Annotated in this window: 26 protein-coding genes and 1 tRNA gene; 18 read left to right on the forward strand and 9 right to left on the reverse strand. The window is 62.5% G+C overall.

Going from position 1 to position 25,824, the window contains the following annotated elements; translation table 11 throughout:
* Positions 1-54: 54 nt before the first annotated feature.
* Both D1227_RS15350 and D1227_RS15355 read left to right on the forward strand, forming a co-directional pair.
* Positions 55-768 (forward strand): helix-turn-helix transcriptional regulator, encoded by a 714-nt coding sequence (locus D1227_RS15350; RefSeq protein WP_119405259.1) that lies wholly within the window; start codon positions 55-57, stop codon positions 766-768.
* A 208-nt stretch (positions 769-976) separates the two neighbouring features.
* Complete coding sequence (locus D1227_RS15355; RefSeq protein ID WP_119405260.1) at positions 977-1,699, forward strand: helix-turn-helix transcriptional regulator; 723 nt, start codon at positions 977-979, stop codon at positions 1,697-1,699.
* A gap of 9 nt (positions 1,700-1,708) precedes the next feature.
* Here D1227_RS15355 and D1227_RS15360 read toward each other — a convergent pair whose 3' ends face one another.
* The 3 genes from D1227_RS15360 to D1227_RS15370 are packed head-to-tail and all read right to left on the reverse strand — an operon-like array spanning position 1,709 to position 3,564.
* A complete protein-coding gene (locus D1227_RS15360) occupies positions 1,709-2,521 on the reverse strand; it encodes an SDR family NAD(P)-dependent oxidoreductase (protein ID WP_233350128.1) in 813 nt (270 codons plus the stop codon).
* A gap of 60 nt (positions 2,522-2,581) precedes the next feature.
* Positions 2,582-3,220: a DUF2461 domain-containing protein gene (locus D1227_RS15365; RefSeq protein WP_158586673.1), complete on the reverse strand. Its 639-nt coding sequence runs from the start codon at positions 3,218-3,220 to the stop codon at positions 2,582-2,584.
* Positions 3,221-3,222: 2 nt separating this feature from the next.
* Positions 3,223-3,564, reverse strand: coding sequence for a TfoX/Sxy family protein (locus tag D1227_RS15370; protein ID WP_119405262.1), 342 nt, complete (start codon positions 3,562-3,564; stop codon positions 3,223-3,225).
* A 244-nt stretch (positions 3,565-3,808) separates the two neighbouring features.
* On the opposite strand from D1227_RS15370, the gene D1227_RS15375 reads away from it, so the two are divergent.
* The 4 genes from D1227_RS15375 (at position 3,809) to D1227_RS15390 (ending at position 6,667) form a co-directional block, all read left to right on the forward strand.
* Positions 3,809-4,555 carry a hypothetical protein gene (locus D1227_RS15375; protein ID WP_147373332.1) on the forward strand — a complete coding sequence of 249 codons (747 nt, stop codon included), beginning with the start codon at positions 3,809-3,811 and terminating at the stop codon, positions 4,553-4,555.
* A gap of 96 nt (positions 4,556-4,651) precedes the next feature.
* On the forward strand, positions 4,652-5,671 hold the full coding sequence (locus tag D1227_RS15380) for an NAD(P)H-dependent flavin oxidoreductase (protein WP_119405264.1): 1,020 nt from the start codon (positions 4,652-4,654) through the stop codon (positions 5,669-5,671).
* Positions 5,672-5,780: 109 nt separating this feature from the next.
* A complete protein-coding gene (locus tag D1227_RS15385) occupies positions 5,781-6,209 on the forward strand; it encodes a D-Ala-D-Ala carboxypeptidase family metallohydrolase (RefSeq protein ID WP_119405265.1) in 429 nt (142 codons plus the stop codon).
* On the forward strand, positions 6,197-6,667 hold the full coding sequence (locus D1227_RS15390; RefSeq protein ID WP_119405266.1) for a hypothetical protein: 471 nt from the start codon (positions 6,197-6,199) through the stop codon (positions 6,665-6,667). The genes D1227_RS15385 and D1227_RS15390 overlap by 13 nt, the downstream gene beginning before the upstream one ends.
* 69 nt (positions 6,668-6,736) lie before the next feature.
* Here D1227_RS15390 and D1227_RS15395 read toward each other — a convergent pair whose 3' ends face one another.
* The 3 genes from D1227_RS15395 to D1227_RS15405 form a co-directional block, all read right to left on the reverse strand.
* Positions 6,737-8,677 carry an alpha/beta hydrolase family protein gene (locus tag D1227_RS15395; RefSeq protein WP_119405267.1) on the reverse strand — a complete coding sequence of 647 codons (1,941 nt, stop codon included), beginning with the start codon at positions 8,675-8,677 and terminating at the stop codon, positions 6,737-6,739.
* 168 nt (positions 8,678-8,845) lie between these two features.
* Positions 8,846-12,034, reverse strand: coding sequence for a TonB-dependent receptor domain-containing protein (locus D1227_RS15400; RefSeq protein ID WP_158586674.1), 3,189 nt, complete (start codon positions 12,032-12,034; stop codon positions 8,846-8,848).
* Positions 12,035-12,446: 412 nt separating this feature from the next.
* A tRNA-Thr gene (locus D1227_RS15405) sits at positions 12,447-12,521 on the reverse strand.
* Between the two features lie 77 nt (positions 12,522-12,598).
* On the opposite strand from D1227_RS15405, the gene D1227_RS20070 reads away from it, so the two are divergent.
* The 5 genes from D1227_RS20070 (at position 12,599) to D1227_RS15425 (ending at position 16,368) form a co-directional block, all read left to right on the forward strand.
* A complete protein-coding gene (locus D1227_RS20070) occupies positions 12,599-12,748 on the forward strand; it encodes a hypothetical protein (protein WP_199288216.1) in 150 nt (49 codons plus the stop codon).
* A gap of 78 nt (positions 12,749-12,826) precedes the next feature.
* Entirely contained in the window at positions 12,827-14,107 is a 1,281-nt protein-coding gene (murA, locus tag D1227_RS15410) for a UDP-N-acetylglucosamine 1-carboxyvinyltransferase (protein ID WP_119405268.1), read from the forward strand.
* An 11-nt stretch (positions 14,108-14,118) separates the two neighbouring features.
* Positions 14,119-14,580: a DUF2948 family protein gene (locus D1227_RS15415; protein WP_119405269.1), complete on the forward strand. Its 462-nt coding sequence runs from the start codon at positions 14,119-14,121 to the stop codon at positions 14,578-14,580.
* Positions 14,580-15,887 carry a histidinol dehydrogenase gene (gene hisD / locus D1227_RS15420; RefSeq protein ID WP_119405270.1) on the forward strand — a complete coding sequence of 436 codons (1,308 nt, stop codon included), beginning with the start codon at positions 14,580-14,582 and terminating at the stop codon, positions 15,885-15,887. Before D1227_RS15415 ends, hisD begins: the two co-directional genes overlap by 1 nt.
* The gene (locus tag D1227_RS15425; protein WP_119405271.1) at positions 15,880-16,368 is read left to right on the forward strand and encodes a UPF0262 family protein; all 489 of its coding nucleotides are present in this window, start codon (positions 15,880-15,882) and stop codon (positions 16,366-16,368) included. Before hisD ends, D1227_RS15425 begins: the two co-directional genes overlap by 8 nt.
* On the opposite strand, the gene D1227_RS15430 is transcribed toward D1227_RS15425, so the two are convergent.
* On the reverse strand, positions 16,369-17,394 hold the full coding sequence (locus tag D1227_RS15430; RefSeq protein ID WP_119405272.1) for an HWE histidine kinase domain-containing protein: 1,026 nt from the start codon (positions 17,392-17,394) through the stop codon (positions 16,369-16,371).
* 182 nt (positions 17,395-17,576) lie between these two features.
* On the opposite strand from D1227_RS15430, the gene infA reads away from it, so the two are divergent.
* Both infA and D1227_RS15440 read left to right on the forward strand, forming a co-directional pair.
* Positions 17,577-17,795: a translation initiation factor IF-1 gene (infA, locus tag D1227_RS15435; protein ID WP_084394245.1), complete on the forward strand. Its 219-nt coding sequence runs from the start codon at positions 17,577-17,579 to the stop codon at positions 17,793-17,795.
* Position 17,796: 1 nt separating this feature from the next.
* On the forward strand, positions 17,797-18,372 hold the full coding sequence (locus tag D1227_RS15440; protein WP_119405273.1) for a Maf family protein: 576 nt from the start codon (positions 17,797-17,799) through the stop codon (positions 18,370-18,372).
* 6 nt (positions 18,373-18,378) lie between these two features.
* Here the strand turns inward: D1227_RS15440 and D1227_RS15445 are convergent, their stop codons facing one another.
* Complete coding sequence (locus D1227_RS15445) at positions 18,379-19,185, reverse strand: hypothetical protein (RefSeq protein WP_119405274.1); 807 nt, start codon at positions 19,183-19,185, stop codon at positions 18,379-18,381.
* 135 nt (positions 19,186-19,320) lie between these two features.
* Between D1227_RS15445 and D1227_RS15450 the strand changes: the two genes are divergently transcribed.
* The 5 genes from D1227_RS15450 to D1227_RS15470 all read left to right on the forward strand — a co-directional run bounded on the left by D1227_RS15450 (position 19,321) and on the right by D1227_RS15470 (position 22,798).
* Positions 19,321-20,040 (forward strand): protein tyrosine phosphatase family protein, encoded by a 720-nt coding sequence (locus D1227_RS15450; protein WP_119405275.1) that lies wholly within the window; start codon positions 19,321-19,323, stop codon positions 20,038-20,040.
* Between the two features lie 72 nt (positions 20,041-20,112).
* Positions 20,113-20,421: a hypothetical protein gene (locus D1227_RS15455; RefSeq protein WP_119376955.1), complete on the forward strand. Its 309-nt coding sequence runs from the start codon at positions 20,113-20,115 to the stop codon at positions 20,419-20,421.
* An 85-nt stretch (positions 20,422-20,506) separates the two neighbouring features.
* Positions 20,507-20,782, forward strand: a complete 276-nt coding sequence (locus D1227_RS15460; RefSeq protein WP_119376954.1) for a hypothetical protein — start codon at positions 20,507-20,509, stop codon at positions 20,780-20,782.
* A gap of 111 nt (positions 20,783-20,893) precedes the next feature.
* Positions 20,894-21,790, forward strand: a complete 897-nt coding sequence (locus D1227_RS15465; RefSeq protein WP_119405276.1) for a hypothetical protein — start codon at positions 20,894-20,896, stop codon at positions 21,788-21,790.
* A 39-nt stretch (positions 21,791-21,829) separates the two neighbouring features.
* Positions 21,830-22,798: a hypothetical protein gene (locus tag D1227_RS15470; RefSeq protein ID WP_119405277.1), complete on the forward strand. Its 969-nt coding sequence runs from the start codon at positions 21,830-21,832 to the stop codon at positions 22,796-22,798.
* A gap of 2 nt (positions 22,799-22,800) precedes the next feature.
* Here the strand turns inward: D1227_RS15470 and uvrA are convergent, their stop codons facing one another.
* The gene (uvrA, locus tag D1227_RS15475; protein ID WP_119405278.1) at positions 22,801-25,728 is read right to left on the reverse strand and encodes an excinuclease ABC subunit UvrA; all 2,928 of its coding nucleotides are present in this window, start codon (positions 25,726-25,728) and stop codon (positions 22,801-22,803) included.
* Positions 25,729-25,824: the final 96 nt, after the last annotated feature.

Here is a 25,824-nt window from a genome sequence, read left to right on the forward strand (position 1 = left end):
GCGGCGCCGAACAGGCTTACGTCGCGTCATTAGCAAAATTTGCGGGAAGTGCACATGGAACTCCTGGCTTATCTGGAAGCGGTTTCCGACTGTCAGACAAAGGAAGCTCTGGACGAGGTCCTGATCGACACATGCAATCGCATCGGCGTCGCGGCGCTGTCGGGATACAACTTTCCGGTCAGTGCCTATGATGATGATCAGCGCCTGCCGATCATTTCGACCTGGCCGGACTCTGTGCGGGCTGTCTATCGCGACATCATGGTCGGGGACGATCCGCTCATGAATGCGGCCATGGCGCTCGGCATACCGGTCCACTTCCGCTCACTGACGGCGAAAATGGACCTGAACGAGAAGGGGCAGACCTTCGTCGCTGCAATGTTTGCGGCCGGATTGGTCGACGGTGTCATCACTCCGGTCATCTCACGGCCCGGCAATGTCGCCTGCTTTGCCGCCGCCTTCGAGGAAGAGCGCAATGATATCCGCCCGGCCGAGCTGAGGCGCATCAAATTCCTCTTCTCGGAATACTATTTCCGCTATCGCGAGCTCACCGATGTGCGTGTCAACGAGCTTTCCCTGCGCGAACGCCAGGTGATGGTCGCCATCGTGAACGCCAAGTCCAACCCGCAGATTGCGCGTGAGCTTGGCGTGTCGGAGCACACGGTCGGCACCTATGTACGCCGCTGTTTCGAAAAGCTCGACGTGAATAACCGCACACAGGCGATTGTGCGATTTCTTGGCGGGGGTGCCGGCAGCCTGCCCAGTTTATAGCGCCGCCCCGGGTGGGGCCTCGACGTCCCAAAAAAATCCTGGCCGGTTCAGCGCAATTGGTAATCGCCAGAAGCACCAGAAATCACAGGCAAAAAACCTTCAGGGCAAGTTGAATGGCGGGGCCGCGGGAATAAACCCGGCCATTGACTATTGAGTTATTTGAGAATGGCATAGTTTACTTACGGTAGAAGAAACGAAAGCTGGGTTCGTGCTGGACCTCTCGGCCTATCTCAATGAAATTTACCGCTGCACGTCCCGGGATGACCTGGACGAGGTGCTGATCGAGACGTTTGAATCGATCGGGGCCACCGCCCTATCGGGTTACACCTTCCCCTTCGGCGGCGCCGCATCCACCAGACAGCTGCCCATCCTTTCGACCTGGCCGGAGAGTGTGAGAGCCGCCTATCGCCAGCAGATGGCCGGCGACGATCCGATCATGTATGCGGCCATGACACTCGGCATGCCGGTGCATTTCCTGACGCTGGAAGCCTCGCTCGACTTCAATGATCGCGGCACATCGGTCCTGGACGTGATGCGCGCAGCGGGCTTCCATGACGGGGTGACCACGCCCGTCTATTCCAAGCCCGGCGATTTTGCCTATTTCGTTGCCGCCTTCGAGGAGGAACGCCCGGACCTGACCCCGGCGGACCTGCGCCGGATCAAGTTTCTCTTCTCGGAGTATTTCTACCGCCTCAGGGAGCTCGAGACGGTGCGCATGGATACGCTGTCGCGGCGCGAGCTGCAGGTCCTGGTCGCCATGGTGCACGACAAGTCGAACACCGAGATTGCGCGCCTGCTCGGCGTGTCCGAACATACGGTCGGCACCTATGTGCGCCGCTGTTTCGAGAAGCTGAACGTGCACAGCCGCACCCAGGCGGTGCTGCGTTTTGTCGGCGCCGGGACGATGGAAATTCCGCCGCTGGAGCCCTAGCGGGCCTGGCTAGATCAGCCCCCGGTCCTTCAGCCGCCCGACCAGCACCTTCACATCATATTCCTCGTCGCCCTCATAGCGCGGGGCGTATTTGGCATAGGCCGATCTCAACGCGTCCATGCGCTCGTCGATCCGCACGACATTGTAGGCGTGGCTGACGACGAAGCGCTCACCGGCCTTGATCTGCGGATAGATGATGGCGGCGAAATCGTCGGCCGGCATGACATGTTCGTTGAATTGCGGGTTCAGCTCCGAGGCGACCCAGCCGGGAATGATCAGGCCAACGGTGATATAGTTCGGCACCTGCTGGCGGAACATCTCGGTGAGGCCGAGCACAGCGTGCTTGGAGGCGATGTAGGCCGCGCCGGTGGAGGCGCAGAAGAAGGAGTTCTCAGAGCCGGTATTGTAGATCATGGCCGGCGAGCCCTGTTCCTTCATCCGGTTGCCGAAGACGCGGCAGCCATGCCAGACGCCCCAGAAGTTCACGTCCATGATGCGGTGGGCATCTTCCATCGGCGTGTCCGGCAGGCGCTTCTCGCGCAGCCCGATCCCGGCATTGTTGATCAGTACGTCGCAGCGGCCATGCTGGCCCCAGGTGAAGTGGGCGAGCTTCTCGACGCTTTCGAGGTCGGTGACATCGCACACCGTCCAGCGCGCATCCACGCCAAGCTCGCCCAGCATCTCGCAGGCTTCCTCCATCCGGTGCTCGCGCGGCTCGGCGATCACGATTTTCGCGCCGTCCGCGCCGAATTTCTTGGCGAGCGCATAGCCGATCCCCGTCGCCCCGCCGGTAATCACGACGGTCTTGTCCTTCATGTTCATGTCTGCCTCCCATCTCTTGTTGGCGGCGATAGTGGCACGCCGCAGTCCCGGCGCACAGGCTCAGCCGAGCATCCAGTCGAAGAGCGGCTTCAGGCGTCTGAATTCGGCAAGGCAGCTTGCCGGGCCATCATCGCCGAAGGCTGTCTCGACCGGCAGGGCGTCGATCCAGGCGGTGAGGCCCTTGCGGCGCAGCAGTTCGCCGCGCTCATGGTCCTGCGGATAGGGCGCGGGCACGCGTTTCAGGTCCGGCGCGCTGAAGCGGACGCCATCCTTGCCGAGCGCGTCCATGAGACCGGCCAGCGCCGCACCATCCTTGCCGTCGATCCGGGCCCGCCAGGCGTCGAGATCGGCGCGCTCGAATTCGAACATGCCGACGCCGAGGGTCAGGTCGCCCGGTTCGAGGCCGAGCATCCAGCGCGGCGAGCCGGACTGGCCGCAATCGGGCGCCCAGGCCATGCGAAGATAGGTGTTGTAGGGCGTCTTGTCCTTCGAGAAGCGGACATCGCGCGGCAGGCGGAAGATCTTCGCGCTGTAGTCATGGCCGGTCATCTGCTTGAAGCCGGCCGCCATGGCGTCGGCGAAAGCGCCGGACGGGGCTGTGAAGGCGGCGTCGCGCGTCTTCTTGTTGGCATTGAACCAGTCGCGGTCATTATTGGCGGCAAGATCGGTGAGGAAGGCGATGAGAGCGGGACCCTGCATCGTCATTTCTCCGGCAGGGACAGGGCATGGCTGACGGCGAGGGAGACCCAGTCGCGCAGCAGGGCATCATCGCAGGCCTCCTCATCGACATGGAAAAAGCCCGACATGCGGCGGCCGCCATGCACCATCGGCTCACCGCCGGGCAGGGCGGACGCTTCGGCCTCATTGTCCTTGCCGACCCGGAACATGAAGCGTGACGGACCGGCTTTCGCGCTGCTGACCCCGCCGACCATGTTGCCGTTCAGCAGGAAACAGAGCCCGCCCATCATCTTCTTCTCGCTGAGGCCGACCAGGCCAGTCAGCGCCCGGCGGAACCGGTCAGCTGTCTGTTCGTCATACGCCATCCGGTCGATCCTCTGGCGTCGCGCCAAAGCAGAACTGGCCGAGATAATTGGCGAGCGTGTCGTTGATCTTCACTGGCAGGTCCCCTCCACGCGTTGAGCCTACGACAGCTTGCGCCGGAATGGCCAGACCGGATTTCGATTTCGGGTTGACGGCGCGCGCCGTGCCGGATGCGCGAATTAGGCCTCGCCTTGCGCGGGCGGATTGGCCAGTATGCTGGCTGGCGATACCAGGGGCGAGGGGCCGATGCGTCTTCGGAGACTGAGCGAGCATATCGGGCAGCAGAACTGGCTGGCGGTCGGGCTCGACTTCCTGATCGTGGTGGCCGGTGTGTTCATCGGTCTCCAGCTTGGCAACTGGAACACCGCGCGCGCCGATCGGGCGGCCTATCAGGACGCGCTGGAGCGCTACCGCGCGGAGGTTGTGACCAACCTTGCGACCCTCGACGAGGCCGACGAACAGGCCATTGTGACTCTCGAATTCGTATCGAATGCTTTTGACAGCCTGCTATCGTGTGACGACTCCCCCGAAGCGCTGGCGGCCGTCAACAGGGGGATCAATGTGATCATGGGCACGAGTGGCCTGTCGCTGCGCAGCTCGGCGCTGGAGGAGCTGACCTCCTCGCCCCGGCTGCTGGCCCGGCAAGGCGAAGACGCCCGAAAGCGGTTCAGTGACACAGCCTATTACAAGTCGGTCTTCCTGCGCGAGGCTGAATTTATCGAAGTGCTGCCGCTGGATGAGCGGGCGCAGAACAACCCGATCATCGAGGTTGGCGCGATCACCCGGCGCGAAGTGAACTATGCCGGGCGGGACTATTCGCGCCCGGACCGGTTGCTTCGCCTGGGCGTGCCCGTCAGCGCGGCCTGCCGCAATGACCGGCTGATCAAGTCTTTCTACACCTGGGAGCGCTGGCAGTCGGCCTTGCCGGCGGTGAGCCGCATCCTGCGCGAGCAGCTGGAGAGCGATCTTGCCTGGCTCGAAGGGCAGGCGTGATCCTCAGCTTTCACCCCACGTCATACCTTGCCGCGGACGCCGCGCCTGCTACCTAATCCGGCAGAAAAGATAACCGCTGAAGGTAGAGGTTTGCCCATGTCTGTCCCGCCCGTGCTCCAGAATCTTCGTATCCCGGTTATCGGGTCTCCGCTTTTCATCATTTCCAATCCGGACCTGGTGATTGCCCAGTGCAAGGCCGGCGTTGTCGGCTCGTTCCCGTCGCTGAATGCGCGTCCGATCAGCCAGCTCGATGAGTGGCTCGACCGGATCACCTCCGAGCTCGACGCCCATAACAAGGCCAATCCGGACCGGCCGGCCGCGCCCTTCGCGGTCAACCAGATCGTCCACAAGACGAACAACCGCCTGGAAGAAGACCTCGAGCTTTGCGTGAAATACAAGGTGCCGCTGGTGATCACCTCGCTCGGCGCACGCACCGAGGTCAACCAAGCCATCCATTCCTATGGCGGCATCGTCATGCATGACGTGATCGACACATGGTTTGCCAACAAGGCGCTGGAGAAGGGCGCCGACGGCCTGATCGCGGTTTGCGCCGGGGCCGGCGGGCATGCCGGGCGGCTCTCGCCTTTCGCGCTGATCCAGGAAATCCGCAAGTTCTTCGACGGTCCGCTCGCCCTGTCGGGGTCGATCGCGCATGGCGGGGCAGTCGCCGCGGCGCAGGCCATGGGCGCTGATTTCGCCTATATCGGCTCGGCCTTCATCGCCTGCGACGAGGCCAATGCCGTGGACGGCTACAAGGATGCCATCGTCGAGTATGGCGCCGAGGATATCGTCTATTCGAACCTGTTTACCGGCGTGCACGGCAACTATCTCAAGCCGTCGATCGAGGCGGCCGGGCTGGACCCGAACAATTTGCCTGAAAGCGATCCGAGCAAGATGAATTTTGGCTCCGGCGGCAATCAGAAGTCCAAGGCCTGGAAAGACATCTGGGGTTGCGGGCAGGGCATTGGCGCGGTCGACAAACGCATGTCGACGGCCGAGTTCGTCGACCGGCTGGCGCGCGAATATGAAGGCGCCATCGCCGCCCTCAACCAGCACAAGGCCTTCCGGCCGGAAGCGGCCGTGGCGAAACAGGCTGCAACCAGCGGCATCCTCTAGGAAGCTGTTCGCAAGGCCCGGAATTCAAACACTTAATTCGGGCATCCTCCCAATTCGTCCGACAGCGGACGGGCGCCGCTAGTCTATCCTCCGTCAAAGGAGGATAGGCGTGCTGTTCCATTGCGTGAGAGAGGCGGGCCGGGCGGTTGCGGCCGGCTGGCGCTGGCCGCATTTTTCGATTGCGGAACTGGCCTGCCGGTGCGGCGGACGGTTCTGCGGCGGCGAATACTGGCATGACGCGGCGTTTCTCGATGGGCTCGAGCAGATGCGGGCCGATATGGGCGCGCCGCTTTTCATCACGTCGGGGCATCGATGTGCGGGCTGGAATGCAGCGGTCGACGGGGCGCCGCTATCGATGCACAAGCAGCTGGCCGCCGATATCCGTCTGGCCGGGCATGACCGGTTCGCCCTGCTGTCAGCCGCAGAGCGAGCGGGTTTTGCCGGCTTTGGTCTCGCGCGCAGCTTCCTCCATATCGACAGGCGGGCGCGGCCAGCGCGCTGGTTCTATCCGGGAAGCGAAACAGTATGGACGATATAGCAGGACTGGCGGCGAGCGCGGCGGGCGGCGGATTGTTCGGCCTCATCGGGACGGCGCTTGGCAGGGTCGCGGGTTTCTTCGAAGCTCGCCAGGCCCAGGCGCATGAACGGGCCCGCTGGGCGCATGAGACAGACTTGCTGGAACTCCAGCAGGCGGCGCGCGCGGCCGAGACCGAGGCTGAGCTTGCCCTGGCCGAGACGGCGGGGCGCTGGGAGGGCTTGCGTGCGTCGGTCGAGGCGGACACGGCGATCGCGGCGAGCTATCGCTGGGTCGATGCGGTGCGCGGGCTGACCCGGCCGCTCCTGACGCTGCTGCTCTGGCTCATCGCTGGCGGCATCTGGCTCGGCGCCGATGCAGGTGCGCGCGCTTCGATCACCGAGACCGCGACCTTCGCGGCCACCGCCGCCACGCTCTGGTGGTTCGGCGACCGCAGCCCGAGACAGGGCCGAGCGCCTTAAGGCCCGGCCATGAAAAAAGGCGGACCCGAAGGCCCGCCTTTCCTGATTGGGACTGTCCCGTGAGAGGGATCAGAAGCCGCACTTCGTATCGAAGAATTCGAACAGCTCCGGCAGCCATTGCATGTTCTGTTCATACCAGAACGGGCTGTGAGTCATGTCCTCGATCTCGACATACTTGACGTCGGCGCCCATGGCTTCGAGGCGCGATACCCAGCGGCGGCTATGCTCGACAGGCACCGTCGTGTCGAAGTCGCCGTGTATCAGCAACATCGGAACGGTGACCTTATCGGTATGCTCGATGGGATTGACGCCCGAAATGGTCGGCTTCTGGAACTCGCGCAGGAAACGGCTGCCAGCCAGGCCGCCGCGAATGCGGCTGATGTCGGAGACACCGGCGCCTGCAGCGATACAGTTGAACATATCATTGTCGCGGGTGGCTGCGGCAAACGCACTGTAGCCACCATAGCTCCAGCCGAAGAAGCCCAGCTTGTCCGGATCGGCGATGCCCATCTCGACCAGCTTGTTGATGCCGTCCTCGACATCATCCTGCATGCTGAGGCCCCACTGATTGTCCCCGGCGATCCAGTGCTTCTTACCAAGTCCACGCGACCCGCGATAATTCGGCTGGAAAACGGCATAGCCCTTGTTTGCGAGCATTTGCGCCCATTCGTCATAGCCTTTCTCATCGCGGACCCAGGGGCCGCCATGCGGCATGGCGATCGTCGGGAACGGGCCTTCCATATCGCGCGGGACGGTGACATAGCCGGAAACTTCCATGCCGTCGCGTGCCGTATAGGTCACGAGCTCCTGAGGAGAGAGGGCCTCTTCGGGGATTTCGGGGTTGCGCGTGATGACGGGCGCAACCTTGTTGTCCTTGATGAGATACCAGCTTCCCGGATCCTGCGGGCTTGTCACATAGATGAGCGTCGTGGAGTTATCGTCCGAAACGCGGCGGATCGATACATCCTTGCCGGGAAACGCGGCTTCGATACTGGCGTGAAGGCCGCCGAAGTAGTCATCGATGTAATACGGCTTGGTGCCTTCGAGATCTGAATACCAATACCCGACAATCTTGGCGCCGTCGGACAGGCGGGGTGAGCGGATCACGCCCACAGCGTCATAGCGTTCCGTGCCGAACAGCATTTCCCGTTCGCCGGTGCGGATGTCGACATCGTAAATGGCGGTTGCATCCCGGCCGGGTTCGTTCGCCACCACGGTGGCGAGTTCGGGGCGGCCCGGATTGAAGAAGCCGACGAGGCTGAATGCGTCGCGGCTGTCGGCATTCAGGGCACCGATTTCCTTCCAGTCATCGTCTGGCGAGATGCGCGCATAGGTCACGATGCGGTTGCGGGCCGCATCATATTCCTCGGCGCCGCGGGGCTGGCCCGCCCGGTCGAAGGTGAAGCTCGAAAAGCGCTCGCCACTGCGCAGCACGCGGTCGCGATTGCCGTTCCGGACATCGGTAATGTAGTAGTTCGGGCTCTCGCCGGGGTCTTCGGTGTGCGAAACGAGAACCTTGTTCTTCTCATCCGGGAGAGATGCGACGACCTCACCAATGCCGAGGCTGCCCATGAATTCCTGCATCGGGTCGCGCGGGTTCGGCCGGTTTGTGGTGCGCACCAGCGATTGCCATTTCTTGGTCTTCACATTGTAGGAAGCGGTGCGTGGCAGGTAGACGGGGCGCCCGCCATCCTCGGTCTCGAGGATCAGCTCGACGACAATGTGGGTATCGTTTGCCCAGAACACGCTTTGCGGGATCAGGCCCTCGGTCTGGATCGCCTGGATCGAGCCCTGAATATCGTCCGTGTCGAAGATGATCAGTTCGGGATCGGCTGCGCGATCGCGGCGCATCAGCATCGCAATGCGCTCTGCGTCCGGCGCCATGTCCAGCGACTGGACCTGGTTGGTGTCGGCCCAGACTTCGACCGGCACCGGTTCTGGCTGAGCGATGGCCGGCGCGGACAGCAGGCAAAGTGCCCCAGCAATCGTTCCAATGACCCGTTGAAACACGTGAAATCTCCTTGATTACATACGGATAAGTCGACCATTCCGTGAGGTAGAAAGCAAGGCTTTACTCGTCTTCGTGCTGCGCAAAAAAAGCCCGCGACAACTCGTGTCGCGGGCTCATTCGGTTTGTTGGTCGCGGGCTCGCTACCCGGCCCGCAACTGATGCACCGCTTAGAACGTCTTGGTAACGTTCAGGAACAGCGTGCGGCCACCAAGATCGTAGCCAATACCGCCCAGCGTACCGAGGTCGTTGTTGTTGGTCAGCGGCGGAGCTTCGTCGAAGACGTTGCTGATACCACCGCGAACAATCAGGGTGTCACCCTGCCAGGCAACCGACATGTCGTGCACCCAGTATTCCTCTGCATTGTCGTAGGAAATACAGGCGGCGCCGTTCGGTGCTTGCGGAGAGCCTGCCGGGAACTGGTCACCAGCCTGGACGCAGGGATTGAAGCCGGACGTGACCTGGTCAAACGGGTCATCATTGTCTTCAATCATTTCACCAATGTAACGCGACTGGAACAGGAGACGGTAGTCGTTCCAGTTGAGGATGTTGGTGAAGTTCAGGCGCCATTCCGGATTGCCGTATTCGCCGAGATCGTCATCGACGAAAATGCCGTCCACCAGGAACTGTTCTTCGGTCTGGGTCAGCGACTGCGTCGCCCGGGCGATGAGGTCGTAACCAACCGGACCTTCCAGGCCAGGAACATTGAATTCGTAATTGAATTCAATGTTGTAGTCGATGCCTTCGACAGTCTGGTCACCCAGGTTCTGGTTGAGGGCGTTCACGAAGGTGATTTCACCAGACGTATCGTCACCCGCAACACGCGGTGCACGCGTAACAAACGCACATTGCGGATCGCTGAGGTTCGGCGAGTTGTAGCAACGGTTCACGATGGTGTTTGCCGTCAGCTGGTCAACTTCGTCTTCAACCGTGATGTCGAAGTAGGTGACAGATGCACGAAGGTCGAAGGCGTCCGTGAACGGTTGCTCGAACACGATACCAGCCGAAAGGGCCTTGGACGTTTCCGCCGCCAGGTTCGGGTTGGAACCCGAAGCGACTTGGGTCGGTGCGCCGAAGAAGACCGGGTTCGTTGAACCAAGTCCGCCGATACCGAGCTGGGTCGGATCGGTCGGTTCGAGGCCGAAAGGACCGCCGCCATTTTGACAGTTTGAAATGACCTCCGGATCACGAGGATCAAGGTTAGGCTGGTATTCACGCGTATCCGGCGTGTTCGGGTCGTTGTCATAGTCACCGAACGGAACCGCGACGCCCGGAACCCGGCATGGATCGCTCGGGTCGCCAAAGCCGACAACGCGTCCACCAAACTGCTCACCGAGGTTCGGTGCGCGGAAGGATGTACCGTAGGTCGAGCGGACGCTGACCCAGTCGGTCGGCGCATAGACGCCCTGGATGCGATAGGTCCACTGGGACCCGAAGTTATCTTCCTCGGTCCAGCGGGCCGCACCGTTCAGGGTGAGCTCGTGAACAAGCGGCATATCCGCAAGCAGGGGCGCTTCAAGCTCGATGAAGGCTTCCTGCAGGTTACGCTGACCATTCGAACCCGGGTCGGCGAAGAAGCCGAAGAAGTCACCGGCAGTTGCACCGGCGTCCGTCCTCGTCTCGATCGCGTCATCGCGAAGTTCGACACCGATCACCATGCCGAGCGGACCGGCCGGCAGTTCGAACAGATCACCCGACAGGTAAGCGTTGAACACGGTCTGTTCGACGGTCGTGTCAGTGATGCGGTTCGGGAACAGATACTCGTTATCAGCCGGATCAGAGAAGCGGCCCGTATTGATGAACGTGCTGTCGTAGAAGTCCAGCGGACGGCAGCTTACGGTCTGCGTTTCACCGGTAACACCGCGCGGATCACAGACAAACTCGCCCAGAGCTGAGTCGAAGCGAGTATTCGAGAGGGTCTGTTCCAGACGCGGATAGAACGGGATACCGCTAACCACGTCATTGCCGGACGAACGGCTGTAGCTGAGGTAAGCGTCATAGCCCCAGTTGTCGAGCGGGCCGGCGTTCATGAAGGGCAGTTCGCCTTTCATGCCACCAATCAGGCGCGACTGGGCCACGTTCGTCTCGTTCACGAACCGGCTGTTGTAGTAAAGCGTACCCGTTGCTCCAAGCTCATTGAGAGCATAATCGGCCGGAATGCGGACACGGCCCTGGCCAGACGTGTTGGTGTAGGTATCACGATAGGCGTGCGAGCCTTCGAAATAGACCGTCAGGTCGCCATACAGGTCGGTTTCGTACTCACCGGTCGTGTAGAAGGTGGTCCGCGAGAAGTCCGGCGTAAGCGTCGCGTTCAGCTCCTCAGGGAAGAGCAGCAGGCGAGAGCCGTTAACCGATCCAGGCGTCAGCAGGTCTGCGGTAACCGGGATCGGGCGGAAGTTTGGCGGAAGCGGAGCGCCGTAATCAAAGCCCTCATCGTAATAGAGGAAGCCGAATGGCGTGCCGCTGACGGCGCCAGCACCGAATGAACCGGTGCACGATTCATACAGATCGCCGCTTTGGCCTTGAGCATAGAAGCGTTGGCATGGCAGCGTGTAGGGATAGTAGAAGCTGCCGAAATCACCACGACTGAAGCCGTCGGTCCGGCTATGTTCAGCGGCGAAGGCCATGTAGCCGCGATCGTTCGAAATGCCGAGCGACGCGGTATAGACTTGTTGCTTGCCGCCATTGCCGCGCATTTCTGGGTCAGTGTAGAAAGCATCGAGCTGAAGACCATCAAAGTCCGTCCGCAGGATGTAGTTCACAACACCGGCAACAGCGTCCGAACCGTAAACCGACGAAGCGCCGTCCAGCAGGACGTCCACGCGCTCGATCAGGGAGCCCGGGATCAGGTTGAGGTCAGGCGCGCTGGGTGCGCCGCGCACACCGGCCGGAGCAAGGCGGCGGCCGTTGATGAGGACCAGTGTCCGGCCTGCATCAAGACCGCGCAGCGATGCGGTCGCGGAACCCGGGCCGTTGTCTGACAGAAGACCGGCGGAGGTGGACAGGCCGGTCGTGGTTTGCTGACCCTGGACAACCGTCGTCTGACCGAGCAGGTCGGATGCGTCGACGAGACCAAGGTCCCGAGCCGTATCGCCATCGATCACCTGAAGGGGCGAAACACTTGAGTATTCGTCGCGCGCGAGACGCGAACCGGTGACAACGACGCGCTCCTGACGGGCCTCGTCTTCATCGGCTACTTCTTCGATAACAATAGGGGCTTCTTCTTCTTCGTCAGACGCTTCTGCCGCCGGAGTCGAACTCGTCTCCTGCGCGATGGCAGCGCCTGCCCAGATGCCGCCTGCGACGCCAGCAAAAAGCGTGGTCGCGAGAAGCTTCTTCTTCCAGATATCTTGGGTCAAAATGACCTCCTCCATAAGTGCTCACCCGGAGGAGGACCTCCGGGGAGCATACCCTGACAGTTGTAGAGACTGATCGACGCCCGAGCAGCCCTGCCAACTACGCTAGGCAACCGGCTTTAAAGGCGTCAATGACTAAGTGAAGGATTTGTCATTTCCATCTGCAATCGTGACGAAACTGTGTCGAAAGAGACACATTTTGCGACAGCTGGGCAGTGAGCGGGACAAGTCTCCCCTCCAAACACCCGGTTCGGGGCGAATTTTCCTTCTGCATCAAGGCAAGCGCTCAACCGGGTCAAACTTTAGCGCCGGTTTACCAGAATGACCGCAACGCGTAGAGGCTGCCTTGAGCCCCGCAAGCCCGGCCGGGAAAGGCATCGCTGCCCGGTGCAGGGTGTGGCAGGTAAGGGGGAAATGGTGCCGCGGGGGAGGATTGAACTCCCGACCTCGTCATTACCAATGACGCGCTCTACCACTGAGCTACCGCGGCATTTGAAGCGGGTGAGGGAGGCCCTTAGCTTATGCGGGGAATGATGAAAAGACCGTTTCGGAAGGTTCACTGAACAAATGACTGACAAAGACAGCGCCGCCAGCCGCGATGCCCGTCTCAAGGCGGCCCTTCGCGACAATCTCAAACGCCGCAAACAGGCCGCCCGGCGCGGGCGGGAAGACGAATCCCGCAAACCGGGCGAAAAGGGTGCCGGGACGGACACATAAAGGCTCTGTTCAGGGTTTGGGCAGGTGCGCCGCATTCCTGCCTTTTCCACGCCGACAAGACCACTATAAGGAGCCGCCATGGACAGATTGAAGATCACTGGCGGCAAACCGCTTTCCGGCACGATCCCGATTTCGGGAGCGAAGAATTCCGCGCTGAAGTTGATGGCGGCGGCGCTGCTGACGCCTGAGCCGCTCACCCTCACCAATGTGCCGCAGCTGGCCGATACGCGATTCCTTTCGCAGCTGCTGCAGACGCTCGGGGTCGAGGTCTACTGGCCGAAGGGCGATTCGACCTGCCGGATGAACGCAGAATCGCTGACCTCGACCATCGCGCCTTATGAACAGGTGCGGAAAATGCGGGCGAGCTTCAACGTGCTCGGCCCGCTCCTGGCGCGCTACGGCCACGCCACGGTCTCGCTGCCCGGCGGTTGCGCGATTGGGGCCAGGCCCGTCGACCTGCACCTGAAGGCCTTCGAGACCATGGGCGCCGACCTTATTGTCGAGGAAGGCTATGTGAAGGCCGCAGCGATTCGCGGGCTGAAGGGCGCGCATATCGTCTTTCCCTTCGTCTCCGTCGGGGCAACCGAACATGCCATGCTCGCCGCGACCCTCGCCGAGGGTGAGACGGTGCTTGAGAATGCCGCGCGTGAGCCGGAAATCGCCGACCTCGCCGATTGTCTCAATGCGATGGGCGCCAAGATCAGCGGCGGTGGCACGGCAACCGTCACGATCCAGGGCGTCGAGAAGCTGCACGGCACCACGCACGCCGTAATGCCGGACCGGATCGAGGCCGGCACCTATGCCATGGCCGTCGCCGCGGCCGGCGGCGACGTGACGCTGACCAATGCACCCGTGAGCGCGCTGAGCGCCCTGACCGGGGCCCTGCGCGATGCCGGTGTCACCGTGGAAACCGACAAGCAGGCCGGCACGATGCGGATTGTGCGCAATGGATCGACGCTGAACGCGGTCAGCGTCGACACCGCGCCGCATCCGGGCTTCCCGACCGACCTGCAGGCGCAGTTCATGGCGCTGATGACGCTCGCCAATGGCACGTCGGTGATCCGGGAGAACATTTTCGAGAACCGGTTCATGCACGCCCCGGAGCTTTCACGGCTCGGGGCGAACATCGCCGTGCGCGGTCATGAGGCGATTGTGAAGGGTGTGGAGACCCTGAAAGGGGCACCGGTGATGGCGACTGACCTTCGCGCGTCGGTTTCCCTTGTCATCGCCGCGCTCGCTGCCCAAGGTGAGACCGAGGTCAACCGGATCTACCACCTGGACCGGGGCTTTGAACGGCTGGAAGAAAAACTGAGCGCTGTCGGGGCCGATATCCGGCGTGTCAGCGACAGTGAGGAATAGGGGCGCCAGACATGGCTGACATGAAGCCGCTGAGGCTTATCGCCGAGGACAAGGACGACCTGACGGTGATTTCCGCTGCCATCCAGGATGCGGTCACCAAGGCCGAGCACCTGAAATACGAGGCCCGGCGCCACCGGTTCTCGATCGAGCTGAACCGGTTCCGTTGGGAAGAGAAGGGTGGCAAGCGCCGCAAGAAGGAGCCGGGCGCGCGCGTGCGCTCGCTGCTGGCCTTTGACGGCGTGCTGTCGGTGAAGTCGCTCGGCATTTCCAAGGCCGATCCCGACATGGTCTATTCACTGCTCGCCATTGAATTCGACCCGGCCGATGAACCGCCGGGCGGGATTGTCCGTATCGTGTTTGCAGGCGACGGTGAACTGGCCCTCGACGTCGAGGCGCTCGATGTCACCCTGCTGGACAGTGAGTATGAGTGGACGACCCGCCATACGCCGAGCCACGAACGGAGAAAGCGCTGATGGTCCGCTGGATCGATGCGACGCAAGGCAGCTTCAAGGAAACCTTTGCAGCCTTCCTGGATGAACCGCGCGGCGAAGCCGGCGATGTCGCCGCGACGGTGCGCGACGTCATTGCCGATGTGCGCAAGAATGGCGGCGAGGCGGTTGCGCGCTACACCTCGAAATTTGACCGGCTGACCCTCGACCCGGTGACGCTGCAATCGGACAATGTCGACCTGGCGGCGCTGGCGGCGGGCTGTCCGGCCGACCTGCGCGAGGCCATCGACTTCGCGGCCGAGCGGATCGCCGCCTATCATGAGAAGCAGCGCCCGGTGGACCACATCTTCAAGGATGCGTCCGGGGTCGAACTTGGCTGGAAGTGGACGTCGCTGGACAGCGTCGGCGTCTATGTGCCGGGCGGGCTTGCGTCCTATCCAAGCTCGGTGCTGATGAACACGGTTCCGGCCAAGATTGCCGGTGTGGACCGCGTCGTGATGACTGCGCCCGCGCCGGGTGGCCAACTGGCCCCGGCGGTCGCTTATGCCGCCCTCAAGGCGGGTGTGGATGAATTCTATCCGATTGGTGGGGCGCAGGCCATTGCCGCCCTCGCTTTCGGGGCTGGACACCTTGCGCCGGTCGACAAGATTGTCGGCCCCGGCAATGCCTATGTCGCCGAGGCCAAGCGCCAGGTTTTCGGGACGGTTGGTATCGATACCATCGCCGGACCATCGGAGATTCTCGTGGTGGCCGACGAAAGCGCCAACCCCGACTGGATCGCCGCCGACCTGCTCAGCCAGTCCGAACACGACACCTCCTCGCAGTCGATCCTGATTACTGTGAACAAGGATGTGGGCAAGGCTGTGGAAGAGGCTGTGGAAAAACAGTTGAAATCTTTGTCCACAGAGGCCCGCGCCCGTCAGGCCTGGGAAAGCCATGGCGCGATCATCCTGGCCGGGTCGCTTGACCAGGCCGCTGACATCGCCAACACGATCGCCGCCGAGCACCTGGAGCTCGCCGTGGAGGATCCCGACCTGCTTTTGCCGCAGATCCGGCATGCCGGTGCGGTGTTCCTCGGCCACCATACGCCTGAGGCCCTCGGTGACTATGTGACCGGGTCCAACCACGTCCTGCCGACCAGCCGGGCGGCGCGGTTCAGCTCAGGCCTTGGTCTTGCCGACTTCATGAAGAGAATGAGCATCCAGCGGGCGAGCGCAGACGGATTCAACGCGCTTGCACCCGCCGCCCTCCGGCTGGCAGAAGCAGAAGGGCTTCCGGCGCATGCGCGGTCGGTTTCCATTCGCACCAATTCCGGCGGAGGCCATGGCTGACAAACGCCTCATCGCGGTCGAGATCGACGAGGAGACGCTGTCCTCCAGCGGGCCGGATGCCGAGCATGAGCGGCGCGTCGCCATTTTCGACCTCATCGAGGAAAACACCTTCGGCGTGATCGATGATGATGGCGGGCCCTATGTGCTCCACCTGTCCATGGTCGAGCGCAAGCTGGTCTTCGACATCCGCCGGGAAAGCGGAGAGAAGGTGCACGCTTTCATCCTGTCGATTTCGCCTTTCAGGGGAATTATCCGCGACTATTTCATGATCTGCGAGAGTTACTATTCGGCGATCAAGACGCAGACCCCGCACCAGATCGAAGCGATCGACATGGCGCGCCGGGGCATCCACAATGAAGGCTCATCGCTGCTGGCCGAACGCCTCGAAGGCAAGATCGAGGTGGATTTCGATACGGCGCGCCGGCTGTTTACCCTGATCTGCGCGCTGCATGCCGGTCAGGCCCGCGCCCCGGGCGGCTGATCAGCCCTCGGCGTAGTCGAGCGGACGGTCGAGCAGGATGGTCCGGATCGTGATGCGGATACCGTCTTCCTCATAATCGCGTTCGATGCTGACATTCGGCATGAAGGTCTCGAGCCGTGTTCCGAAGCCGAACTGTTTTGGGGCACGAATGCCGCTGAGGCCGGACTCCTTCCATTCGACCTTCAGCTGCTTGCGTGCCAAATCCGGCCAGCAGGTAATGTCGAGCCGGCCACCGGGTTTACTGAAGCAGCCATATTTCGCGGCATTGGTGGCAAGTTCATGGCCGAGCAGGGAGGCCATCTGCGAGGCGCGCGGGTTCAGCGTGACGTCATTGCCATGGAAATGGGCGCGGCCGGGTGCGAAGCCGCCATACTGTTCGATGCTGGTGTCGAGGATGTCCTTGAGTGAGAGGCCGGCCCAGTTGGTGCGCGAAAGAAGGCTATGGGTGCGGCTCATCGCCATGATGCGATCTTCGAAATCCTCCCGAAAATCCTCGATGCTGCCAGCGTTCTTGCCAGCCATGGCTGCCACGGCCTGGACAACCGAAAAGACGTTTTTTACGCGATGATCGAGTTCGAGGCTGATCGCTTCATTCCGGCGTTGGAGATTTTCCTCTTCGGTGACGTCCTCGGCGTGCTGGATGATGTAGACCACGTTGCCGGTGCCGTCGAAATAGGGCGTCTGGGTGCACTGCCAGCATCGCGTGCTGGTCGTTCCGTCGGCATGTTCGAAGCGGAACGCCTGCCGGTCCAGCTGGGTGGTGCCGCCATCCAGTGTCTGCAGGAATGTTTCCCGCACAGAGGCCACACGCTCCGGGGTATCCGGGAAGGCATCGAAGATGTACCGGCCCGAAATCTGGTCCAGCGTGCGCTCCAGCATGGTGAGGTAGGCCTTGTTGGCGTAGACGATATGCAGCTGGCGATCCATCACCATGTACGGTGTCGGCATGGTGTCGAAGAGCTGCATGAAGTTGAGGTAGCCGGCCTGGACGGGCGGCTTGTCGGCGCGCGGCATGTCGAGGGGCATGAGATCTCCGGCTTCCGGTTACGTCCAATTCACACGCTTTCTGGCAGAAAAGCGTTACTGTCTGGTGCACCCCTGAGGGGCGCGGCAGTGCAAAAGGACTTGCGTCGAGACGGTGACGAAAGTACCGAACCGCACCATATTAAGCGTGCGGAACCGATTCCGCGGCAAATCATGGAGTGCCAATGGCAAAAGAAGAACTTATCGAATTCAACGGGACCATCATGGAACTGCTTCCGAACGCGACCTTTCGCGTGAAGCTGGAAAACGACCATGAGATCATCGGCTATACCGCCGGCAAGATGCGCAAGAACCGTATCCGCATCCTGACGGGCGACAAGGTTCTCGTTGAGATGACGCCCTACGACCTGACCAAGGGCCGGATCACCTACCGCTTCAAGTAATATGACAGACCCGCGCGCGCCCCTTGTCCTGGCGAGCGCGTCACCGCGGCGCCTTGATCTGCTTGCCCAGGCAGGCATTCGTCCAGATGACGTCAGGCCCGCCGACATCGATGAATCCCCTCAAAAAGATGAAACGCCCCGCGCGCTGGCCCACAGGCTTGCGCTGGAAAAGGCGCAGGCGGTGCATCGCAGCGGCGAGTACACGCTGGCGGGCGATACGGTCGTCGCGCTTGGCCGGCGCATGCTTCCCAAGGCTGCCAGTAGTGACGAGGTCCGTGCCTGTCTGGAGCTGATCTCGGGGCGCGCCCACCAGGTGCTGAGCGGCATCGCCGTGATCGCCCCGGACGGGCGTGAATCGGTCCGGGTTGTGACGTCACGGGTCGTCTTCAAACGCCTGACCCAGCCGGAAATCGAGCGCTATGCCACGGCTGGCGATGGTGTCGGCAAGGCGGGCGGCTATGCCATCCAGGGCGGCGCGGCGCCTTTTGTCCGGCGCATCAACGGCTCCTACACAGCCATTGTCGGCCTGCCGCTTTATGAGGCGGTGTGCATGCTGGAAGGGCTCGGCTACCGCTAGCCTGGTCTAGCCGGTCGGCGCGTCGAGCGGGGCGGAATAGGTGCGCAGCGGCGCAACCCCGGTCCTGGCCTGCGGCGCTGAAATATCGTCGAGCGTGACGGTGACGCGCGCGTCTTGCGGCAGCGGCCCGTCCAGCGAAATGGAAAAGGTGCGGTCGCTGGCATCGAGGACGACGAGGTTCGTGACCGGATAGGTCTGGCCGGTGCCGTCCCGGCCCTCAATGCGGATCTTGCCTTCAAGGCGCGCATGTGCATTGCCGCTATTGGTCAGATCGACCTCCAGCCGCGGCGCACTGGCCGTCCCTGCCACGCGCACACCGCTGACCTCCGGTGCGCTCATCGCCGGCTGGACCGTCAGGTAAAAGAGGCTGGCGCCTTCGGTTTTCTGCATCCGGCCATCGGCGCCCGGGGCCACCTCGGAGGCCATCAGCGCGAGCTTGTAGTCGCCCGCCGCAGCGGGTTTGGCCGGAACGATGATGTCGACAATCACCTTGCCGGACTGGCCGGGCGCCAGCGGCAGGTAGGCGGGCGTGATGCGTGTCCAGCCAGTGGCCGATCGCTCATCGGTGCCCTCCGGCGACAGGACCAGCGCGCCCTGCCGGCTGAGCGTCCAGTCCGCCAGCCCCACCGTGAGATCGCGGGACATCTCATCCGACAGGTTGGTGACCGTCAGCATCTGGCGGTAGCGCTCGCCCGGCTCGGCCGGGATCTCCACCGACGAGGGCTGGATGTCGATCCCCTGCGCCAGGGCCGGCAGGGCGGTTGCCACAAGGCCGAGGGCCGGGATGAGGAGGCGGGCAAGGGAGGCAATCATTCGGGTGTGCAGGGCCTGTTGATGCTGGGTCGGGAAATCCCGGTCACGTTAAGCCCGTCTTCTTACTGGTCGTTTAAGACCCATATGACCTTGCGGCTTGCCCGCAGCAGGCAGCTTGGCTAGGCGGCAGGAGTGATGAGCGAACAGACGCCGGAAAAGAAGAAGAAAAAGCGCAAGAAGAAGCGCCCGCATATCGCCGCCGACCTGTCGACGGTGGACGGGCGCGCGCGCGCCGAACGCGAGCTGGTGCTCGGCGATCACGGCTTCCTGCGCGAGAGCTTCCAGAACCTGCACCAGATCAGCCCGGAAATGTGGCGCTCCAACCAGCCCAATCCGCGGCAGGTGGCAGAACATGCGGCCGAGCGCGGTATCCGTACCATCATCAATCTGCGCGGCGAGAGCACCAAGGGCTATTACCTGCTTGAGAAGGAAGCCTGTGAAGCGGCCGGTATCGCGCTGGTCGATTTCCAGGTCTTCTCCCGCGATACGCCCAAGGTCGAGACCATCGAGGCGGCGCAGGCCCTGTTCGAGGACATCGCCTATCCGGCGCTGATGCACTGCAAGTCAGGCGCTGACCGCGCCGGACTGATGAGCGCGCTCTACATGATCTTCCGGCGGAAGATGCCGGTCGCAAAGGCTGCCGAGCAGCTGTCTGGCCGTTTCCTGCACGTCAAATCCGGCAAGACCGGCATGCTGGATGCGTTTTTCGCCACCTATCTGGAAGAGACGGCGGATAGCGGAAAACCCTTCATGGACTGGGTGCGCGAGGATTATGACCCCGCCGCCGTCAAGGCCGAATTCATGAAGCGCCTGGGCAACAGGTTTCAATGGGATCGCCTGCTACGGCGCGAATGACCTCTTTTTTTCTGGCAAGCGCGGGAAAATCGTGAAAACCTTGCCGGGATATCAATTGAGAGGGAAATCGCCGTGAAACTCATTCATATTGCACCGGCCTCGCTACTGTTCATCGCTGCCTGTGGTGGCGGCGGCAACGACAAGCAGGCCATTGTCGACGCCTGTGTCGCTGATGGATCGAGCGACCAGGCGACCTGTGAGTGCATGGCCGATGCGGCCGAGAAAAATCTCGACGGGAAGCTGTTCTCGATGCTGGCCGATGCGGCGCGCGACGGCTCGGAAGCGACCGAGGAAATCATGGGCGACCTGACGCCCGAGCAGCAAACCCAGTTCATGTCCTTTGCCATGCAGGCCGCAATGACCTGCGGTATGGGCGAATAAGCGCGAATCTGACTGAAGACAGCTTGCGCAAGAGCCGCTATGCTCCTGCGCGAGGTCTTACCCTCAATGTGGAAAGGGGACGCAAATGAAGTTCTTTATTATCAACAGCTTCCGCACGATGGTCTATGTCGCTTACATTGCGATCATCCTCGCCGGCATCCTGATGGGTATCTACCAGCAAGGGGCGGCCGCGTACGACCTGCTCGGCCTTGAAGGGCCGGTGGCGCGGGCTCTGGAAATCGGCGTCGGGACGCTGATCGGCTGGATATCGGCCAGCCTTGTCTGCGGCCTGATCGTGACGCTTCTGGATATTCGTGACGACATCAACGACCGCCTGCCGGACGCCCGCCGCGACGACTGAGCGCGCGCTGGCAAACAACATGATCGAACGGGGCGGAAGCATGGTCTTCCGCCCCTTCTTTTTGTGCAGGGAGAGGGTGTGCGAAGGCGGGTGGTGCGCTAGGAAAACCGGATGAGTGCTGTGCTTCCAAAACCCGCGGCCCTGATGCGCGATGCGCTCACGAATGCGCGCTCGATTGCGCTGCCGACCTTGCCGGGCCTGTTGCTGTTCGCAGCGGCCATGGGCGGGCAGAGCTGGTTCAACCGGCTGGCGGCCGATGGCAGCTCCTTCATGCTGCTATGGATGTGCGTCAGCCTGGTCACGATTTTCGTCGGCTGTTTCTGGTCGGCGGACATGTACCGCAAGCTGATGCCGGACAGCGGCGTGAGGACGGTCTTTGTCGATGCCGGACGGCTGTTCCTGGCGAGCCTCGCTGTCTACGGTCTGTACTTTATCGTCGGTTTCCTGCTGACGCTCTTCTTCTCCATCTTTGCCGGCATCCTGATCGGCACGGCGGGCTACGACCCGTCCGAGAATGCGGGCAGCACGGAAGCGGTCTGGGAGTCGATCCGCGCGCTGTCGAACTCCGGCGGCGCGGTGCTGCTCTACATCCTGCTTTTTGTGGCGGCGGCCGGGCTTGTCTGGCTCGGCCTGCGGCTCTTCCTGTTTGGTGCGGCGACCGTCGGGGAGCGGCGCCTGACCATATTCCGCAGCTGGTCGTGGACGTCCGGCCATGTTTCGCGCATCGCGCTGCTCTGGGTGGTACTGCAGCTGGCGCCATGGATTGTGCTGACCCTGCTGGCATCGGGTTTCCTGCACCTGATGGGCGTCGACACGATCTTCTCCTTTACCACGGCCGGGCAGGCGCCATCCGGGGATGTCGCCCTGCCGGCGGGGCTTTATGCCGGGCTCACCAGCGCCGGGACCCTGATCATGGCGCCGTTCTACTGGCTCGGCCACGGTCTGGCGGTGACCCTTTACAACCAGCTGGCGCCGAACAGAGTTGACCCAGACGCCACATTCGGGTGATATATCGAAAAACGATAACACTCGGAGACGTCGCCGCGCATGGCCCAGCAGTTCAGTTTTGGTAATTCGGTTCTGCATTTCGCCCGCAGCGACGGTCCCCGCGGCTTCCTCTGGAAATACCTCGCCTCCTATCTGGCCGTGGCGGTCTGTCTCACCGCGCTCAGCTATGCGCTCTTCCAGCCGCTTTTCGGGATTTGGTTCAGCATCCTTGTCGAAGCGATGGGCGGGGCCAGCGACGCCGAGATCGAGGCGATCCTCGCCCGGCGCGCGGTCGAGATCGTTGGCTGGATCGTGTTCGGCTACCTGCTGATGCTGATCCTTGGCGTCATGTTCTGGGCGGTGTTCGAGGCGGCAGCCCAGCGGCGCCTGGTGCGCGACGAGGGCTTCAGTCTTCGGATCGGCGGCGACGAGTTCCGGTTGATCCTGGTCGGGCTGATCTGGGTCGGGCTTGGCCTTGCGGCGCAGATCTTCAGCATCATCTTCATCGCGATCTCCACGGCCTCGCTGGTCTATGCCCTCGACAATCCGGCCGGCGGCGCGATTGCGGTCCTGCTCTGCATGGCGCTGCTTACCGGCCTCTGGACATGGATCGGCGTGAGGCTTGCGCCCGCCTCGGCGATGACCGTGCGCGACGGCCGGGTCATCTTTTTCGATGCCTGGAACGTCACGCGCGGGCGGTTCTGGACGCTGCTGGGATCCTATCTCGTGCTGGCCATCATCGTGGTGACGATCGCCATGCTGACCTGGTACTTCATCGGCACCGGCGTCGCGGCGGCCATCATGGCGAATATCGAGCGGTTCCAGACGGCGATCGATGCCCAGAACCCGCTCATGCTGCTGTCGGCCCTCATGCAGTTCGACATCCTTGCCCCGATCATTGGAGGCTGGATGTTCTGGGTGATGGTGCAGGGGCTGATCACCTTCATGTGGGCCGGCCCGGCCGCGCTGGCGGCCAAGACCGATCCGCGCGGCGGCGGGGTTGCGCAGGCGCCCGACGTGTTCGCCTGAGCCTATTCGGCGGCCTGCGCCTGCTTGGCCTTCTTGCGGTTCGCCTTGTTGCGCTGGGCGCGTCTCTCATCCTGCCGGCGGAAGGTCTCGGCGAGGAATTTTCCTGTCCAGCTTGAGTCACTTGCGGCGACTTCTTCAGGCGTTCCAGTAATGACGACCTTGCCGCCGCCATCGCCGCCCTCGGGGCCGATATCGATTATGTGGTCGGCGGTCTTGATGACGTCGAGATTGTGCTCGATCACCACCACCGTATTGCCCGCATCGACCAGCTCATGCAGCACTTCGAGGAGCTTGCGGACATCCTCGAAATGCAGGCCCGTGGTCGGTTCGTCAAGGATGTAGAGCGTTCGGCCCGTGGCGCGCTTCGACAACTCCTTGGCGAGCTTCACGCGCTGGGCTTCGCCGCCCGACAGGGTCGTCGCCTGCTGGCCGACCTTGATATAGGACAGGCCCACCCGGTTCAGCGTTTCCATCTTGGTCTGGATGCTCGGCACGGCGGAGAAGAACTTCTCGGCTTCCTCGACCGTCATGTCGAGCACGTCGGCGATCGACTTGCCCTTGTAGAGGACTTCCAGCGTCTCGCGATTGTAGCGCTTGCCGTTGCAGGTCTCGCAGGTGACGTAGACATCCGGCAGGAAGTGCATCTCGATCTTGATGACACCGTCGCCCTGGCACGCCTCGCAGCGCCCGCCCTTCACATTGAAGCTGAAGCGGCCCGGCGCATAGCCGCGTGCCTTGGCTTCCGGCAGGCCGGCATACCAGTCGCGGATCGGACCGAACGCGCCGGTATAGGTTGCCGGGTTGGAGCGCGGCGTGCGGCCGATGGGCGACTGGTCGATGTCGATGACCTTGTCGAGATGGTTGAGGCCTTCAATGCTCTCATAGGGCGCTGGGGCGTCCGAGGCGCCGTTCAGCTTGCGCGCCAGTGCCTTGTACATGGTCTCGATGATCAGCGTCGACTTGCCGCCGCCCGAGACGCCGGTGATCGCGGTGAAGGTTCCGAGCGGGATGGTGGCATCGACCTTCTTGAGATTGTTGCCGCTCGCGCCCTTGATGGTCAGCGACCGGGCCTTCTTCTTCAGGCGCCGCTTGGCCGGGATGGCGATCTCTTCCTTGCCGGAGAGATAGGCGCCGGTGAGGCTGTTCTCATTGGCGATGATGTCTTCCGGCTTGCCTTCAGCAATGACCTCGCCGCCGTGCACGCCCGCGCGCGGGCCCATGTCGATGACATGGTCGGCGGTGAGGATGGCGTCCTCGTCATGCTCCACGACCAGGACGGAATTGCCGAGGTCGCGCAGACGCTTCAGCGTTTCCAGCAGGCGCTCATTGTCGCGCTGGTGCAGGCCGATGGATGGTTCGTCGAGGACGTAGAGCACGCCCTGCAGGCCGGAGCCGATCTGGCTGGCGAGGCGGATGCGCTGGCTTTCCCCGCCCGACAGCGTGCCCGAGGCGCGCGACAGGGAGAGGTATTCAAGGCCGACCGCGTTGAGGAAGACCAGCCGGTCATTGATTTCCTTCAGGATGCGGCTTGCGATTTCCTTCTGCTGGTCGCTCAGCGAGCCTTCGACCGAGCCGAACCAGTCGCCGGCTTCCTTGATGGAGAATTCCGAGGCGTCGGCAATGTCGTGATCGGCGATCTTCACCGCCAGGGCCTCGGCTTTCAGGCGCTTGCCGCCGCAGGCGGGGCAGTCGGCCGCCGACATGTATTTGGTGATCTCGTCGCGCACCCACTGGCTGTCTGTCTCGCGGTAGCGCCGGTTGAGGTTGGGGATGACGCCCTCGAACGTCTTCTTCACCTCATAGCGGCGCAGGCCATCATCATAGACGAACTGGACTTCCTCATCGCCCGTGCCGTTGAGGATGATATCGCGGACTTTCTCCGGCAGCTTGTTCCACGGCTTGTCGAGGTCGAAATCATAATGGTCGGCCAGCGCCTGCAGGGTCTGTGTCTGGTAGGGTGACTGGCCCTTCGCCCAAGGCGCAATCGCGCCCTTGGCGAGCGTCAGGTCCTTGTCCGGCACGATCAGTTCCGGGTCGGTCTTCGACTGCTGGCCGAGGCCGTCGCAGGTCGGACAGGCGCCGAACGGATTGTTGAACGAGAAGAGGCGCGGCTCGATTTCCGGAATGGTGAAGCCGGAGACGGGGCAGGCGAAATTGGCCGAGTAGGTGATCCGCTTCGGTTCGGTCTCGCCCTCTTCAAGATCGGCATATTCCAGCACGGCGATGCCGTTTGCGAGGCCGAGCGCGGTCTCGAAACTCTCGGCCAGGCGCTGTTCCATGCCTTCGCGGATGACGATCCGGTCGACCACGACATCGATGTCATGCTTGTACTTCTTGTCGAGCGTCGGCGGGCTTTCGAGGTCGTGGAACTCGCCATCGACCTTCACGCGCTGGAAGCCGTTCTTCAGGAGTTCGGCAAACTCCTTCTTGTACTCGCCCTTGCGCCCGCGGATCATCGGCGCGAGCAGGTAGAGGCGCGTCTTCTGCGGCAGGTCCATCGTCCGGTCGACCATTTCCGAAACCGTCTGCGACTGGATCGGCAAGCCTGTGGCCGGCGAATAGGGTATGCCGACACGGGCCCAGAGCAGGCGCATATAGTCGTAGATCTCGGTAACCGTGCCGACCGTCGAGCGCGGGTTCTTCGAGGTCGTCTTCTGCTCGATGGAGATGGCCGGCGAGAGGCCCTCGATGCTTTCCACATCCGGCTTCTGCATCAGCTCGAGGAACTGGCGCGCATAGGCAGACAGGCTCTCGACATAGCGCCGCTGGCCCTCGGCATAGATCGTGTCGAAGGCAAGCGAGGACTTGCCCGAACCCGACAGGCCGGTCAGCACGACGAGCTGGTCGCGCGGAATGTCGACATCGATATTCTTGAGATTGTGCTCTTTCGCACCGCGCACGCGGATCATGCGAAGGTCGGGGGCAGTCATCGGCAAAGCCTCTGGGAACGCTTCAGGTCTATCAATCTACATGTGTGCCCGGAGTCCAGCTTGACGACAAGAACAAAAAATGAACATCATGCCAGT

It is taken from the genome of Henriciella mobilis, from assembly GCF_003576315.1.
In the GTDB taxonomy this organism is placed as follows: domain Bacteria; phylum Pseudomonadota; class Alphaproteobacteria; order Caulobacterales; family Hyphomonadaceae; genus Henriciella; species Henriciella mobilis.

Coding starts and splice junctions, on each gene's coding strand:
- D1227_RS15445 (WP_119405274.1), bottom strand. CDS start 19,185: ATGATTGCCTCCCTTGCCCGCCTCCTCATCCCGGCCCTCGGCCTTGTG.
- D1227_RS15370 (WP_119405262.1), bottom strand. CDS start 3,564: ATGGCGTATGACGAACAGACAGCTGACCGGTTCCGCCGGGCGCTGACT.
- D1227_RS15460 (WP_119376954.1), top strand. CDS start 20,507: ATGAAGTTCTTTATTATCAACAGCTTCCGCACGATGGTCTATGTCGCT.
- D1227_RS15450 (WP_119405275.1), top strand. CDS start 19,321: ATGAGCGAACAGACGCCGGAAAAGAAGAAGAAAAAGCGCAAGAAGAAG.
- murA (WP_119405268.1), top strand. CDS start 12,827: ATGGACAGATTGAAGATCACTGGCGGCAAACCGCTTTCCGGCACGATC.
- D1227_RS15465 (WP_119405276.1), top strand. CDS start 20,894: ATGAGTGCTGTGCTTCCAAAACCCGCGGCCCTGATGCGCGATGCGCTC.
- hisD (WP_119405270.1), top strand. CDS start 14,580: ATGGTCCGCTGGATCGATGCGACGCAAGGCAGCTTCAAGGAAACCTTT.
- D1227_RS15440 (WP_119405273.1), top strand. CDS start 17,797: ATGACAGACCCGCGCGCGCCCCTTGTCCTGGCGAGCGCGTCACCGCGG.
- D1227_RS15360 (WP_233350128.1), bottom strand. CDS start 2,521: ATGAACATGAAGGACAAGACCGTCGTGATTACCGGCGGGGCGACGGGG.
- D1227_RS15350 (WP_119405259.1), top strand. CDS start 55: ATGGAACTCCTGGCTTATCTGGAAGCGGTTTCCGACTGTCAGACAAAG.
- uvrA (WP_119405278.1), bottom strand. CDS start 25,728: ATGACTGCCCCCGACCTTCGCATGATCCGCGTGCGCGGTGCGAAAGAG.
- D1227_RS15425 (WP_119405271.1), top strand. CDS start 15,880: ATGGCTGACAAACGCCTCATCGCGGTCGAGATCGACGAGGAGACGCTG.
- D1227_RS15415 (WP_119405269.1), top strand. CDS start 14,119: ATGGCTGACATGAAGCCGCTGAGGCTTATCGCCGAGGACAAGGACGAC.
- D1227_RS15375 (WP_147373332.1), top strand. CDS start 3,809: ATGCGTCTTCGGAGACTGAGCGAGCATATCGGGCAGCAGAACTGGCTG.
- D1227_RS15365 (WP_158586673.1), bottom strand. CDS start 3,220: ATGCAGGGTCCCGCTCTCATCGCCTTCCTCACCGATCTTGCCGCCAAT.
- D1227_RS15470 (WP_119405277.1), top strand. CDS start 21,830: ATGGCCCAGCAGTTCAGTTTTGGTAATTCGGTTCTGCATTTCGCCCGC.
- D1227_RS15380 (WP_119405264.1), top strand. CDS start 4,652: ATGTCTGTCCCGCCCGTGCTCCAGAATCTTCGTATCCCGGTTATCGGG.
- D1227_RS20070 (WP_199288216.1), top strand. CDS start 12,599: ATGACTGACAAAGACAGCGCCGCCAGCCGCGATGCCCGTCTCAAGGCG.
- infA (WP_084394245.1), top strand. CDS start 17,577: ATGGCAAAAGAAGAACTTATCGAATTCAACGGGACCATCATGGAACTG.
- D1227_RS15390 (WP_119405266.1), top strand. CDS start 6,197: ATGGACGATATAGCAGGACTGGCGGCGAGCGCGGCGGGCGGCGGATTG.
- D1227_RS15430 (WP_119405272.1), bottom strand. CDS start 17,394: ATGCCCCTCGACATGCCGCGCGCCGACAAGCCGCCCGTCCAGGCCGGC.